The 14,818-nt window shown below is 61.8% G+C and carries 12 protein-coding genes; all 12 read right to left on the bottom strand.

From position 1 onward, the window contains the following. Positions 1–10: 10 nt before the first annotated feature. Positions 11–1,897 carry a TonB-dependent receptor domain-containing protein gene (locus tag C4J94_RS24110; protein ID WP_124388378.1) on the bottom strand — a complete coding sequence of 629 codons (1,887 nt, stop codon included), beginning with the start codon at positions 1,895–1,897 and terminating at the stop codon, positions 11–13. A 138-nt stretch (positions 1,898–2,035) separates the two neighbouring features. Further along, entirely contained in the window at positions 2,036–3,934 is a 1,899-nt protein-coding gene (gene dxs / locus C4J94_RS24105; RefSeq protein WP_124388377.1) for a 1-deoxy-D-xylulose-5-phosphate synthase, read from the bottom strand. Positions 3,935–4,044: 110 nt separating this feature from the next. Continuing rightward, a complete protein-coding gene (ispA, locus tag C4J94_RS24100) occupies positions 4,045–4,932 on the bottom strand; it encodes a (2E,6E)-farnesyl diphosphate synthase (protein ID WP_124388376.1) in 888 nt (295 codons plus the stop codon). After that, on the bottom strand, positions 4,929–5,171 hold the full coding sequence (locus C4J94_RS24095) for an exodeoxyribonuclease VII small subunit (RefSeq protein ID WP_003194556.1): 243 nt from the start codon (positions 5,169–5,171) through the stop codon (positions 4,929–4,931). The genes ispA and C4J94_RS24095 overlap by 4 nt, the downstream gene beginning before the upstream one ends. Before the next feature lie 74 nt (positions 5,172–5,245). Then, complete coding sequence (locus C4J94_RS24090; RefSeq protein WP_124388375.1) at positions 5,246–6,385, bottom strand: Fic family protein; 1,140 nt, start codon at positions 6,383–6,385, stop codon at positions 5,246–5,248. Between the two features lie 202 nt (positions 6,386–6,587). After that, on the bottom strand, positions 6,588–7,220 hold the full coding sequence (ycaC, locus tag C4J94_RS24085) for an isochorismate family cysteine hydrolase YcaC (RefSeq protein WP_003239464.1): 633 nt from the start codon (positions 7,218–7,220) through the stop codon (positions 6,588–6,590). 104 nt (positions 7,221–7,324) lie between these two features. Continuing rightward, positions 7,325–7,711, bottom strand: coding sequence for a Zn-ribbon domain-containing OB-fold protein (locus C4J94_RS24080; protein WP_124388374.1), 387 nt, complete (start codon positions 7,709–7,711; stop codon positions 7,325–7,327). A 1-nt stretch (position 7,712) separates the two neighbouring features. Next, complete coding sequence (locus C4J94_RS24075) at positions 7,713–8,891, bottom strand: thiolase domain-containing protein (protein WP_124388373.1); 1,179 nt, start codon at positions 8,889–8,891, stop codon at positions 7,713–7,715. After that, positions 8,888–10,885: an acetoacetate--CoA ligase gene (locus C4J94_RS24070; RefSeq protein WP_124388372.1), complete on the bottom strand. Its 1,998-nt coding sequence runs from the start codon at positions 10,883–10,885 to the stop codon at positions 8,888–8,890. The genes C4J94_RS24075 and C4J94_RS24070 overlap by 4 nt, the downstream gene beginning before the upstream one ends. A gap of 118 nt (positions 10,886–11,003) precedes the next feature. Next, a complete protein-coding gene (locus C4J94_RS24065) occupies positions 11,004–11,732 on the bottom strand; it encodes a TetR/AcrR family transcriptional regulator C-terminal domain-containing protein (RefSeq protein ID WP_124388371.1) in 729 nt (242 codons plus the stop codon). A gap of 75 nt (positions 11,733–11,807) precedes the next feature. After that, positions 11,808–13,079, bottom strand: coding sequence for an aspartate aminotransferase family protein (locus C4J94_RS24060; RefSeq protein ID WP_124388370.1), 1,272 nt, complete (start codon positions 13,077–13,079; stop codon positions 11,808–11,810). Further along, complete coding sequence (locus C4J94_RS24055) at positions 13,063–14,460, bottom strand: amino acid permease (protein ID WP_124388369.1); 1,398 nt, start codon at positions 14,458–14,460, stop codon at positions 13,063–13,065. The genes C4J94_RS24060 and C4J94_RS24055 overlap by 17 nt, the downstream gene beginning before the upstream one ends. Positions 14,461–14,818 lie beyond the last annotated feature (358 nt).

Below are 14,818 nucleotides of genomic sequence, written 5' to 3'. Positions count from 1 at the left end.
AAGAGGCGCCTTACATCTTCGGCGTCCACGTCACCCCGAACATCCACACTCGACCCTCTTCCCGGTAGTCCTGATTGTTCAGGAATGCCGGGTCGTCATAGCTGTAGCGCGCCCGTGAATAGGCCTTGTCCAACAGGTTGTCGACCTTCAACGACAGCAACACCGCAGGGTTCAGCGCCCAGCTGCTGCGCAGGCCCAGCAACGCATAACCGCCCAAGCGATTACGGTTGGCTTCGTCATCGTAGCTGTTGCTGATTGCCTGCCAGCTGGCGCCCACGCCGAGCTTGTCGAACTGCCGGTCCAGATCCAGATTCAACGTGCGCCGTGCGCGGCGCGCCAGGGTATGGCCACTGTCGCGATCACGCGGGTCGATCAGCGACACGCCCAAATTGCCCTGCCAACCAAACAGGTCCTGCTTGAGCGCCGCTTCAAAACCGTTGATGCGCGCCGAGGCCACGTTTTGCGGTTTGCCGCCGTCGAGGATGATCGCATCGCTCAGGTTGGTGCGGTACAGCGAGGCTTCCACGCGGGTGCTGTCGGTCAGTTGGCTGCGCCATTGCAGCTCGTAGCTCTTTGACGTCTCGGGCTGCAGGTTGGGGTTGCTGTACTGCGTATCGGGGTAGTAGAGATCGTTGAAGGTGGGCGCACGGAAGCCTTCGCTGTAGCTGAGCAACACCTCGTTGTCAGGGTTGATCGGCAGCGTCAGCGTGCCGCTCCAGCTGTTCTGGCCGCCAAACTGCTGGTTCTGGTCGCGGCGCAGGCCCAGTTCGGTGGAAAACCCCTCACCCTGGAAGCGGTGTTGCACAAAGGCGGCGCGGTTCCAGCGGCTGTCTTCGGTAAAGGTGGTAGAACCGTGGAAGCGGTCTTCGTACCAGTCGCCGCCGACGATCAGGCTGTTGCGCTCGTTGAGTGTCAGGTCGTTCTGCCAGTTGACCGAGTCGCGGTAGGTGTTGAACACGCTGAACTCATCGCTGAGGGTATCGCGCTTGGTGTCGCGGTTTTCGCTGTGGCCCAGTTCCAGGCGTGACTGCCAGCTTTCACTGAGCTTGGCGTCGAGATAACCGCTGGCACTGCTGACGGTGTAGTCGGTGTAGGGTTTCTGGCCGACGCTTTGCCCGGTAGCGAAGTCGTAGCGCCCAAAACTGTTGTCGTACTCCGACTTGCCGCGGTTATCCAATAGGTTAAAGCCCACTTCCAGGTCGTCGTTGAACGAATGGCTGAGGTTCAGGCTGAGGGACTGGTTGCGGTAGGCGTCGTGGTCGCCGTCGCTGGGAAACGACTGATGCGTTGAATTGATGCCGGCGGTTTCATCCAGGCTTGCGCCCAGGTTGAAGCGCGTCTGTTCATCGCCGCCCGACAACCCGAGGCTGCGCTCCCAGGTTTGATTGCTGCCAAAGCCCAGTTTCAAGCGCGGTTGCAAGCCTTGCTCGGCGTTGCGTCGGGTAAACACCTGAATCACCCCGCCAATCGCATCGCTGCCGTAGATCACCGAGCGTGAACCGCGCAGCACTTCCACGCGCTCGATCTGGTCGACGTTCAGGTACTGCAGGCCGCTGTCGCCGGACGTGGTATTGGCAATGCGCTGGCCGTCCACCAGCACCAGGCTTTGCGCGGATTTGGTGCCGCGAATATAAATCCCCGGCAAGCTGCCACGGCCACCGGTGGGCGCGACTTGTACGCCGGGTACACGGCTGAGTAGGTCAGTCAGGCTGGAAGGTTGCAGGCGGTCGATGTCGGCGCGGGTGAACACAGTGTTGGCGGCGCTGCTGTCGTTGCGCGCCTGCACCTGGCGGTTGGCGCTGATGACCACGTCGGAGAGCTTCAGGGCCTGGTCGCGGGTGTCGGCGAGCAGGTCCGAGGCGGGTAGAAGCAGCAGTGCAAGGTAAAGGCGTTTCATGGGCTGTCCATAGCGTTTGAAGGTTGCACACATCAAAATGTGGGAGGGGGCTTGCCCCCGATTGCAGTGCTTCAGTCAAAATAGCTACAACTGATACGCCGCTATCGGGGGCAAGCCCCCTCCCACATTTGGATCCGGTTACGAATTCAAGAGCGCCAAACGCTCGCGCACCGAAGCTTCGATACCGGCCTCATCCAACCCGCATTCCGCCAGCATCTGCGCCGGCTTGGCGTGTTCGACGTACACATCCGGCAAGCCCAGGTGCAGCACCGACTTGAGGATATTCTCCCGTGCCAGGAGCTCACTGACCGCCGCACCGGCACCGCCCATGATGGCGTTTTCCTCGACCGTCACCAGCAGCTCATGGCTAGCGGCAATCTCGCGCACCAACGCTTCATCCAGTGGTTTGACGAAGCGCATGTCGACCACGGTGGCGTCGATCTTCTCGGCGACCTTGAGCGCTTCGGCCAGTTGCACGCCGAACACCAGGAAGGCTGTCTTACTGCCTTGGCGACGCACGATACCCTTGCCGATTTCGATAGGCTCCAGGTCTTTCTCGATGACCGCATTCGGGCCATTACCGCGCGGGTAGCGCACCGCCGCAGGGCCGTTGTACAGGTGGCCGGTGCTGAGCATCTTGCGCAGTTCGTTCTCGTCGCTGGGCGTCATCACCAGCATGCCGGGGATGCAGCGCAGGTAGGACAGGTCGAAACTGCCGGCGTGGGTCGGGCCGTCTTCGCCCACCAAGCCGGCGCGGTCGATGGCGAACAGGACGTCGAGGTTCTGCACCGCCACGTCATGCACCAACTGGTCATAACCGCGTTGCAAAAAGGTCGAATAGATCGCGACCACTGGCTTGGCGCCTTCACAGGCCATGCCAGCGGCGAAAGTCACCGCGTGCTGCTCGGCAATCGCCACATCGAAGTAACGCAGCGGGAAACGCTCGCTGAAGGCCACCAGGTCGGAGCCTTCCTTCATTGCCGGAGTCACCCCCACCAGGCGTGGGTCGGCGGCGGCCATGTCGCACAGCCATTCGCCGAAAACCCCCGAATACTTCGGCCCGCTGGGCTTTTTTGGCGCGGCGGCGGGGGCGTCCAGCGGTTCCAGCTTGGTGATCGCGTGGTAGCCGATCGGGTCGACTTCCGCCGGCGCGAAGCCTTTGCCCTTTTTGGTGACGATATGCAGGAACTGTGGGCCCTTGAGGTCACGCATATTGCGCAGCGTGGCGATCAGTGTCGGCAGGTCATGGCCGTCGATCGGGCCGATGTAGTTCCAGCCCAGTTCTTCGAACAGCGTGCCGGGTACCAGCATGCCCTTGGCATACTCTTCGGTACGACGGGCGATTTCCCATGCGCCGGGCAGACGCGACAGCACTTTCTTGCTGCCTTCGCGCATGCTGGCGTAGGTGCGGCTGGAGAGAATCTTCGCCAGGTAATTGGACAGGCCGCCGACGTTTCGCGAAATCGACATGTCGTTGTCGTTGAGGATCACCAACATGTTGGCGTCCACTTCCGGCGCATGGTTCAAGGCTTCGAAAGCCATGCCCGCAGTCAGCGCGCCATCACCGATCACCGCAATCGCCTTGCGATCGCTGTTTTGCAGGCGGGCGGCAATCGCCATGCCCAGCGCTGCACTGATCGAGGTGCTGGAGTGGCCGACGCCAAAGGTGTCGTACTCGCTCTCGGAGCGACGCGGGAAGGCGGCGATGCCGTTCTTCTGGCGCAGGCTGGCCATGCGTTCGCGACGGCCAGTGAGGATTTTATGCGGATACGCCTGATGGCCCACGTCCCACACCAGCCGGTCGTCCGGGGTGTCGAAAACGTAGTGCAGGGCGATGGTCAGCTCGATCACGCCCAGCCCGGCACCGAAATGCCCACCGGTCTGGCCGACCGTGTAGAGCAATTCCAGGCGCAGTTCATCGGCCAGGGTTTCCAGCTCGGCTTCACCCAGTCGACGCAGGCCGTCCGGCGTGGCAGCACGGTCGAGCAGGGGCGTGGACGGGCGCTTGCGGGGAATCTCTTGGAACGTCGTGGGCATCAGGCGAATCGTTATAGGTATAGAAGAGGCGGCAGTTTACCTCAAGCATCGCAAACTGCCCACGCAGGGGGGCGAACTTGACCGATATGCGGCGCTGATCGCCGCCGCCATCAGTGGCGACGTTCGACGATATACCGCGCCAGGTCACGCAACGGCTCGGCGGCCGCGTCGAAAGGTCGCAGGGCGGCCAGGGCCTGATCGCGCAGTTCCAGGGCATACGCCTTGGCGGCTTCCAGCCCGAGCAGCGCAGGATAGGTCGGTTTGTCCCGGGCGATATCGGCGCCCTGGCGTTTGCCGAGGGTCGCGGTGTCACTTTCCACGTCTAGAATGTCGTCCTGCACCTGAAACGCCAGGCCGATAGCCTGCGAATAAGTCTGCAGCGCCGCCAATTGCGCGGCATCGGCCCGGCCGCTGGCCAGGGCGCCGAGGTGCACGGCGGCCTCAATCAGCGCGCCTGTCTTGTGGCGATGCATGTGCTCAAGGGCTTTCTGGTCCAGCTTGAGGCTGACCGAACCCATGTCGATCGCCTGCCCGCCGACCATGCCGGCCGGGCCTGCCGCCAGCGCCAGGGAGGTGACCATGCGCAGACGGATCTCGGCATTCACGCGGCTCAAGCGCGGGTCCAGCAACGCGCTGAACGCCAGGCTCTGCAAGCCATCACCGGCCAGGATCGCATAGGCTTCGTCAAAGGCTTTATGGGTGGTCGGCTGGCCGCGACGCAGATCGTCGTCGTCCATTGCCGGCAAATCATCGTGTACCAGGGAATAGGCGTGAATCAGTTCTACCGCACAAGCCGCGCCATTCGCCTCTTCGGCAGGTGCGCCCAGGGCTTCACACGCCGCATACGCCAGCAACGGGCGCACGCGCTTGCCGCCATTCATCACGCTGTAGCGCATGGCGTCGTAAAGGCGGCTCATTTCCGGGCCTGGCGCAACAAACAAAGGCTCCAGCGCCGCGTTCACCCGGGCTTGGCTACTGGCCTGATACGCATCGATCATTCGGGTTGTTCCGCATCGAAAGGTTCTTCGGCCAACTCCCCGTCGCGTTCAAGCAATACCTGCACTTTCTGCTCAGCCTGCGCCAACGCGCTCTGGCAGTCGCGAGTCAGGCCAATGCCTTGCTCAAACGCCGTCAACGAGTCTTCCAGCGACAACTCGCCGTTCTCCAGACGCTCGACCAGGGCTTGCAGGTCGGCGAGGGATTGTTCGAAATCGAGTGCAACTTTTTTGCGGGCCATGGCGGCAATTCCGGTAGACGGTAAACCGGCGCGACACTAGCAGACATGGGGAATGGGGGCAAATGAGTGGGGCGTCATTCGCCTTCGGTATTGGCCCGATAACGCGTGCTGCGGCCGCCTCCGGGAAGACGGACCAGGCAGTTTTTTTCCAGCAGATCGGCCAGATGTCGCGTGGCTGTCGCCTTGGACACTTTGGCCACTGCCTGGTACTGCGCAGCGCTGATGCCCTGCTCGAAGCCTTTCTCGCCACCGTCGAGCAGACGACTGAGCACCTTGATCTGTTCGGTCGATAACCCAGCGTCGCGGTGTTGGTCCCAGAACCGGGTCTTGCTCAACACACGGTCTATCTGCGCCATCGCCTGTTGCAGGCTGCGCAATAAAGTTCTGAGGAACCACTCCAGCCAGCCGGTAATATCGAGCGTGGCCTTTTGGCTGGACTCCAGTGCGGCGTAATAACCCGAGCGATCTTCAAGGATGCTGGCGGACATCGCATAAAAGCGTATCGCCTGATGTTCGCCCTGGGCCAAGGCCAAGTCAGTGATAGCGCGTGTCAGACGACCATTGCCGTCATCGAGCGGGTGAAGCGTGACAAACCAGAAATGCGCAACGCCAGCGCGTATGAACGGGTCCAGTTCCGGCTGATTGCGGCTCAGTTCGAACCACTCAAGAAACTCATCCAGGGCCTGCTCCAGTCCCAAGCGTGGCGGCGCCTCAAAATGCACGGTGGGACGGTCAAGACGCTCCGATACCACCTGCATCGACTCATCCCCGCGCAGCCCCCCGACATTTATGCTTCGCGCGGCAAGGCTCGTTTCCGGAGCCGGAAACAGCAAATGATGCCAGTGGATGAGGCGCGAGTACGTGAACGGCTCGGTGAACTGCTCGGTGGCATCGATCATCAGCTCAGCGAGGCCTTCACTACGGCGGCTGACCTGACCGTCTTTCGTCGCCTCCAAGCCTAACCGTCGCGCCAGGGAGGACCGCACCGAGCCGACATTCAGTTGCTCACCTTCGATGGCCGAAGAGGTCAGAATATTTTGCAGCAGCGTATCCAGTTCACTGCGCGCACTGGCTGCATCGGTGACGGAGCCCAGCATGCCCAGCAGCTTGCCTTGGGCCTGCCCACACTGGCGCAGCAAGGCCGCCAGGCGCCCAGGTTGCCAGTGAAAGTGCGGCCAGTCGGTGTGTTGCCAGATCCAGTGCGGGTGGTTCATGGAGAAAGTGCCTAGTGTATGAGCCGATTAAAAGGCTTATTCGGCTCACTTGGTGAGCCGACTGTGCGGGTTATTCGGCTCATCGTCTAGGGTGGTTCTGATCCAGATCGCGGTAAATTGGGATGGCCGGAACCTCTAGTGGAGACTTGGCAACAACGAAAGCCTGCTTTTCAGGGCAGGCTTGTCGTCTCATTCGGCTGACTTACTTCTGCTGCGCCGTCAGCGCCGCATACCCATTCATCAGGTTGCGATAGTTGGGAATGCGCTGCGACAACAAATTCCCCAGGCCTTCGATATCGTTGCGCCAGTCGCGGTGCAGCTCACAGGCCACCGAGAACCAGTTCATCAGCTGCGCACCCGCCTGGGTCATCCGGCTCCAGGCCGCTTGTTGCACCGTGGTATTGAACGTGCCCGATGCATCCGTCACCACAAACACTTCAAACCCTTCCGCCAGCGCCGACAAGGTCGGGAACGCTACGCACACATCCGTTACCACGCCAGCAATGATGATCTGCTTGCGCCCGGTGGCCTTGATCGCCTTGACGAAGTCTTCGTTGTCCCAGGCGTTGATCTGGCCAGGGCGGGCGATATACGGCGCGTCCGGGAACATTTCCTTCAACTCCGGCACCAGCGGGCCGTTGGGGCCTTGTTCGAAGCTGGTGGTGAGGATGGTCGGCAGGTTGAAGAACTTGGCCAGGTCCGCCAGGGCCAGCACGTTGTTCTTGAACTCGTTGGGCGAGAAATCTTGCACCAGGGAAATCAGGCCAGTCTGGTGGTCAACCAGCAGAACGATGGCGTCGTCTTTGTTCAGGCGGCTGTAGGTTGGTGTGCTCATGGTTGAATCCTTTTTTGTTTAGGTTGGTTGGGCGTTGCGTTCAACATGGGCGCAGATTAATGGTTGGGCCTGAGGTGATAAATCGGCTGTTGCGTGTCTTACCGTCAACCAGAATGAGACAATTCAAACACCGGCACTTTTTGCCCGTTGGGCGTCGAGGCGAAGGTCACCTTAAGTCGCTGGCCGATACGCAAACGGTGCGGGTCATCGCACTGGATGGCGGACAACATCGTCGGCCCTTCGTCGAGGGTGACGTAGGCAATGCAATACGCCTCATTGGCTCGCCCGCTGTAGCTGAAGCTGTACAGGCGGGCATTGCCGCTGGCGACGATCCAGTCGGTGGCCGCGCTGCCGGTAAACGGGCTGTGGTCGCGGGGGTAGAAGAACGCCTTGCCGGTGTCGAGGCAGCGGCGTAGCAGCAATTGTCCGCGATTGGCCGCCTCCCAGAACGGCGCGCTTTCGGGGGTGATGTGCGGTGAGGTCAGGTGCATATCAGCGTCGCTCCAGAATGAGTGTGGCGCTGCCGTGCCGTGAGCCCAGCAAGCCACCGGTGCCATGGGCCAGGGCCAGCGCGCAGTCGGGCCTTTGCACCGCCGGGTGCGCCTCGCCACGTAACTGACGCACCGCCTCGATCAACCTGGCCATGCCGCCGCGATGGCCCGGGTGGTTGTTGCACAGTCCGCCGCCGTCGGTGTTGACGGCCAAGCTGCCCACCCCGCTGATCAATTGGCCATCGGCGACGAACGCACCGCCGTGGCCGGGCGCGCAGAAACCGAGGTTTTCCAGCTGGATCAGTACGGTGATGGTGAAGCTGTCGTACAGCGAGGCGTAGCGGATATCGGCAGGCGTGAGCCCCGCCTCGGCGAACGCATCGGCGCCTGATTTCACCGCGCCCGAAGCCAGCAGGTCGAAATAGCCGCCGTTCAGATGGCTGATCGAATAACCCGCCCCAATCGGTGTGATCAGCGGGCGCTTGAGCGTCCGTGCGATGGACGGATGGACCACCACCAGCGCGCCACCGCCGTCGCTGATCACGCAACAGTCCAAGCGCCGCAACGGCGCGGCAATCAGCGGCGAACTCAGCACCTCCTGCACCGTCACCGGCGTGCGCAGCATCGCCTGGCGGTTGTGCTGGGCATGGTGTGACGCCGCGACCTTGATCCAGGCCAGTTGCTCGGCGGTAGTACCGTGTTCGTACTGATGGCGCATGGCGCACATCGCATACAGGTTGGTTACGGCGGCGCCGTAGGGTGTTTCGAACGGCGCTTCGCAGGCGGTCTGGGGTTGGCTGCGATGGCTGGCATCCGGTCGCTGGCGCTCGGCACGGGGGCGCCCGGCCTGGGTGATCAGGGCCACGGTGCAGCGCCCGTCGGCAATGGCGCGGGTAGCCTGGGCGACATGATGAAGGTAGGACGAGCCCCAGCTTTCTGTGGTCTCCAGGTAGCGAGGCTGGATGCCCAGATACTCGACCATGGAAAAAGGCCCTACACCCGGCGCGTCCCAACCGGGTACGTCGCCGGCGCAGAAGTAACCGTCTACATCGCTAAGGTTCAGCCCCGCATCGGCCAGGGCGCCACGGGCGACGTCCGCGTGCAGTTGCGCCAGGGAGCGGTCCACGGCGTGGCGCGTGGGGTGTTCGTAGGCGCCGACGATAAAGGCCTGGCCCTTCATGGTTGGCGCCTTTGGCTGGCGTATTCGACAAAAAACGCCAATGCCTGTGGATTGCGCATGGCGCTGGGATTGGCGACCGTTTTTGGGTCATGCCCCATCAGGATTCGGCGTACCGGCACTTCCATTTTTTTACCGGTAAGCGTCAGAGGAATCAGCGGCACGGCGAGGATCTGGTCCGGTACATGCCGGGGTGTGCAGGCCGACCGCAGACAATCGCGCACGCGCTCGCGCAAGGCTTCGTCCAGTACCGCACCCTGACGCAGTTGCACAAACAGCGGCATGAAGAAACCGCCCTCGGGCAAGTCCAGGTTCACGATCAGCGCGTCTTCGATTTCCGCCAGCGGCTCCAGGGCCCGGTAGATCTCCGCTGTACCGATCCGAACGCCAAAGCGGTTCAGGGTCGCATCCGAGCGCCCCAGCACCTGGCAGCCTCCGCGGGCATTGAGCAGGAAAAAATCCCCATGGCGCCACACCCCAGGCCAGGGTTGGAAATAGCTTTCCCGGTAGCGCTCACCGCCCGAATCATTCCAGAAACACACCGGCATCGACGGCATGGGCGAAGTCACCACCAACTCGCCGACCTGATCAACCACCGGGCGGCCATGTTCGTCAAACGCATGGGCATCCACACCCAGGGCGCGGGCCTGAATCTCACCGGCATACACCGGCAGGGTCGGCACGCCACTTACCAGCCCCGTGCAGATATCCGTCCCGCCGCTGCCGGTGGCCACCCACACATCGGCGCTGAGGTTGCGATAGAACCAGGCGTTGCACCCTGGCGAAACCGGCGAGCCCACCGGCATCACGGTGCGCAGCGCGCTCAGGTCAAAACGCTCGCAGGGCACTACGTCGTGGCGCTTCATCAGTTCGATGTAGGTGGGGCTGGTGCCGAAGAAACTGGCGCGGCTGTCTTCAAGAATGTGCCACAGCGTGTCGATGTGTGGCCAGGTCGGGTGACCGTCGTACAGCACTGGCCGCACCCTACAGAGCAAGGTGCTGAACAGGGTGTTCCACATCATCCAGCCGGTGGTGGTGTGGATGAACGCCGCTTCACCGGGGTGCAGGTCCACGTGCAAGTGCAGCGTCTTCAATTGCTCCAGCAGAATACCGCCATGGCTGTGCACGATGGCCTTGGGCAGCCCGGTGGTACCGGAAGAAAACAGCACCCACAGCGGGTGATTGAAGGGCAGTTGTTCACAATGGAAATCGGCTGCGGGCACGGTAGGACGCCGGTGCAATGCCTGCCAGTCGATGGCGTTGGCCAGCGTCAGCGGTTCATCGGGAAACAGCGTCGACAGCACGATCACGTGCTCGATACTGTCCATCTCGCGGGCGATGCAGCGTACCTGTTCGCGTCGATCGAACGCCTTGCCGCCATAGCGATAACCGTCCACCGCCAGCAGCACCTTGGGCGACAATTGCCGCACCCGATCCAGCACGCCCTGCGCGCCGAAATCCGGTGAGCAACTGGCCCATACCGCACCGATAGCCGCGCAGGCGCATAGCGCGATCATTGCCTCGGGGATGTTCGGCAGGTAGGCCACCACCCGATCACCCGGCACGATCCCCAGCTCGCGTAAACAGGTCGCCAGCATGCGCACCCGGCCGGCGAATTCGGCCCAGGGCAAGCCTTGCAGGCCGGTGGTTTCATTCAGGTAAAGCAGCGCGTCGCCGTCTTGCTCATTGCGCAAAATGTGTTCGGCGAAATTCAACTGCGCGCCAGGAAACCACTGCGCCCCCGGCATTGCGCGGGCACCCAGCACCGCCTGGTGAGGGCTGCTGGCCTGCACTTGGAAATGATCCCAGATCGATTGCCAGAACGCCTCCGGCTTATCGACCGACCACTGCCATAGCCCATGGTAATCGGCAAATCTGAGCGCGCGTTGGTGGCGCAGCCAATCCAGATAATGAGTGAGGTGGGCGTGTTGAAGACGCTCAGGGCAGGGCTGCCAGAGCAGTTCGCCCTGGGCCACACAATGGAATGCTGTTGCCACGATAAAAGACCTCTGACGTTCTTTTTATTGGGTCATGGGGTGCTCTTGCGTGACAGACTGTAGCGGCAAATTGTACGTCGTACAATTGTGAGGGTTTCCGGTTTTGCTGTGCGAATTTTCAGCGGCGGGCGGCCAGAGTTTCCAGGCCGCAGAGAATGGTGTCGACATAAAACGCAAAGCTTTCATCCAGCGCCGCGTCCACGCCGTTCTGCCAGCGCAGGCTGAACCCGCGATTGCTCAATTGGTCCATATTCTGCGCCAGGGTGGGGTGCTGTTGCGGGTCGACGGCGCGCAGGCTTTCCTGCACCTGGTGTTGCCATGCCTCGGTATTCTCCGGCAGCGGCGCGTACTCCAGCGTCGTGAAGCCGGCGAGGGCGGCGATAAACGTATTGTAGGCGCCGGACAGAGCGGCACCCCTGAAGCCGGCCTGCTGCAAGGCCGCCAACACGCCCTCGACCAACGTGAAGTCCGTGCTGGAGTTGGACACCAGTTGCGAACCCAACAACGGCGCGATGTTCGGATGCAGGCGCACGGCATCATGGCAGTTGACCATCGCCGCACGCAGGTAGTCCTGCCAGCGCTGCGCAGGTTCTGGCGCGACATGCTCCAGCACCTTGGCCAGCACTTCGCTCAGCAACAATTCGCGGGACGAGACGTACCAGTAGATGGCCGTGGGGTAAACGCCCAGGCTGCTTGCCAGGTTGCGCAGGCTGCATTTGTCCAGGCCGTCGCGGTCGATCAACGCCAGTGCGGCGGCAATGATGGTGTCTTTGTTCAACGGGCTTTGTGTGTCTGCGCCAGCGGCCTTTTTACGCCTGCCCCGTGGGTTTGCGGTCTTGCTGGTCATGGTGGTGGGTTCCGGTTGAGCGACGGCGAAAGGATAGCGGTTCACCGATTCGCTGTCGCTCTTGCGCGGCAGCCGTCAATCGCCGCCGTAGCGCTCGACAAACCCATGCGTAGCCGTTATCAGCCGGATCAGTTCGCGGTCAGTCAGCGGCAGGCTCAGCGCGAACAACCCGCGTCGCGCGCTGTAGATACCGCATTCGAGCAAGTGAAAGAAGAACAGGTCGCGCAGGTGGTTGCGGTGCGTTGGAAGATCCGAGGGGCGACGAATCGGGACGCCCGTGGGATGCAGATTCATCACCGAACCTTGCCCCGTAAATTGCATCGCCAGGGGCGCCAGCACTTCGTTGAGGTGCTCGCGCAAGCCGTCGCCGCGGGCATTGAGTTCCAGCGCCGCTTCGCGGGTGTACACCTGCTCCAGACCCGCGATACCCGCCGCCATGGTCAGCACATTATTGTTGAAGGTGCCGGCATGGGACAGGCACCCCTGGCGAGGGTCGAACTGCGCCATGATGTCCGCTCGCCCACCCAGTACGCCGCACGGCATGCCGCCACCGATGTACTTGCCCAGGGTCATCAGGTCCGGCGTGACACCGAGTTTTTCCTGCAGACCGCCGGGTGCCAGGCGCGAGGTCATCACTTCATCGAAAATCAGCAATGCGCCATGGGCCTGGCTCCTTTCACGCAGCCCTTGGAGAAAGCCCGGCTGGGCGCAGATACAGCCGCCGGCGCCCAACATCGGCTCCACCAAAATCGCCGCGATATCGACATGCTCATGCAGCAAGCGCTCGACGCTGTCCATGTCGTTGTAGTCGGCCAGGTACACACGATGCGGCACATTCATCGCCGTGTTCGCCCCGGCAAAGCTCAACACACCGCCGTGATAACCGCCGTTGAACGCGATGATTGCACTGCGTCCGGTGTAGGCCTTTGCCGCCGCCAACGCGAGAAGATTCGCCTCGGTACCGGAGTTGGTAAAGCGCACCTGCTCGATACAAGCAAAGCGCTCCACAATCAGGGTCGCCAGCCGTGCCTCCAATTCGGTGTGTGCGCTCAGGTTCAGCCCGTTCGCCATCGCCTTGGTCAACGCATGGGTGATCACCGGATGGGAGTGCCCATACAGCGCCGCTGTGTATTCCGCGAGGAAATCAACGTAGCGGTGCCCGTCCAGATCGTTGAGAAAGCAGCCGCTGCCGCCCCTCATCACCAACGGGAACGGCTCATAGAACAGCACCGAGCGCGTGTTACCGCCGGGCATCACCCGCGCGGCCCACTCCAATTGGCGTGCACTGTTGGGGTTGGCGCGGATATAGCGCTGAAGGCAACGCGTGAGCTCAAGCGTTCCAGACATCACTCACCCCCTTCGATGCGGCAGGTTTCGGATACACCAGCATCAACAACCCAAACCACGCCGCCGCCACATAGGCGGCCGCGCGCGTTTCCGGGTCGCGGATCACCAACACCGCCAGCACCGTCAAATAGCCCAACACCAGCACACTGCTGACCTTGGGCCAGGGCAGGCGGTAATGCACCTCACCCAACGTGCAGCGCTGCACCTTACGCCGATAGGCCATATGCGCCGCGATGATCACCACCCACACCCAAATCAACAGGCCCAGAATCCCGGTCATCAACAGGCTGAAAATGCTCTCCGGAATCAGATAATTGAGCAGCACCCCCACCAGCAAAATCGCCGTCGACACCATCAGGCAACGGGCCGGCACCTGGCGCGGGCTCAACACCTGCAACTGACGCGGCGCCTGCTGGATATGCGACAGCGCAAACAGCATGCGGCTGGTGGCAAACAGCCCTGTATTACACGAAGACGCCAACGCGCTGATCACCACAAAGTTGATGAACCCGGCCGCCACGCCCATGCCGATACTGTCGAACACCATCACGAACGGGCTTTGCGCCGTGTCGATCTGATTCCACGGATACAGCGCCATGATCACCGCAATGGACCCCAGGTAAAAAATCGCCATCCGCCACAAAATGCTGTTGATCGCCCGTGGCAACGTGCGCTGCGGCTCAGCCGTTTCCGCCGCCACCAGGCCGACCACCTCGATCCCCGCAAAGGTAAATGCAGCCACAGGCACCGCGAACCAGAAGCCGCTCCAGCCATTCGGAAAAAATCCATCATGGCGCCACAGATTGGTCACCGAAGGCGTCGTCGGCGCCGATGTTGGCAGCCCAAACAGCAGAATCGCCAACCCCGCCCCAATCAACCCGACAATCGTCAGCACCTTGATCAACGCCAGCCAGAACTCCACCTCGCCGAACGTCTTCACCGCAAACAGATTGATCACCATCAACACGCCCACCGTGACCAACGCCGGAATCCACTGCGGCAACTCCGGGAACCAATACTTCATCAACAAACCAATCCCGGTAACCTCCAGCACCCCCACCAGAATCCAGATCATCCAGTACGACCAGCCCGTGATAAACGCCACCCGCGGCCCCAGAAACTCCTCGGCATAGGTCGCAAACGAGCCACTGCTCGGCCGATACAACGACAACTCCCCCAGCGCCCGCGCAATCAGATAAACCATCCCCCCACACAACGCATATGCCAGCAACAACGCCGGCCCCGCCGTGGCAATCGCCTTGCCCGACCCCAAAAACAAACCGGCCCCGATAATGCCGCCGATCGCGATCAACATGACGTGGCGCTCTTTAAGCGAGCGCGACAAACCATGGTTGGAAGAGTGAAGCGGTGATGTGGACATCAGCATTCCCCCGAGCTGCAGTGAGCAGCGGTGATGGGTGTTGGCCCGGCTAAAGCCGGTTTTATTGTACGGTGTGCAATAAGCAGCTTCTGGGCCAAACGGCGAGGAATGCGGGCGATTCGGGTTTAAACGGTTTGTTTAGATATGTGTGTAGGACGTTTCATTTGGTGTTTATTGAATGGGGGAAGCAGCGGGGGCGTGTCACCGGAACACACAAGTGGGTGGGGGGAACACAAAGCGTGAAAATGCGCTGATTTTAAAGGGCCGGCAGGGCGGATCCCTTTCATTTGCAGGACGTTTCCGAGAGAATCCCAAGCGCATTGCGCCAGCGGGAATGGGTGACTAGGCTGCGGATCGT

Origin of the sequence: Pseudomonas sp. R5-89-07, assembly GCF_003851685.1 — a bacterium.
Lineage (GTDB): Bacteria > Pseudomonadota > Gammaproteobacteria > Pseudomonadales > Pseudomonadaceae > Aquipseudomonas.
This window is presented reverse-complemented; position numbering and strand designations above follow the sequence as displayed.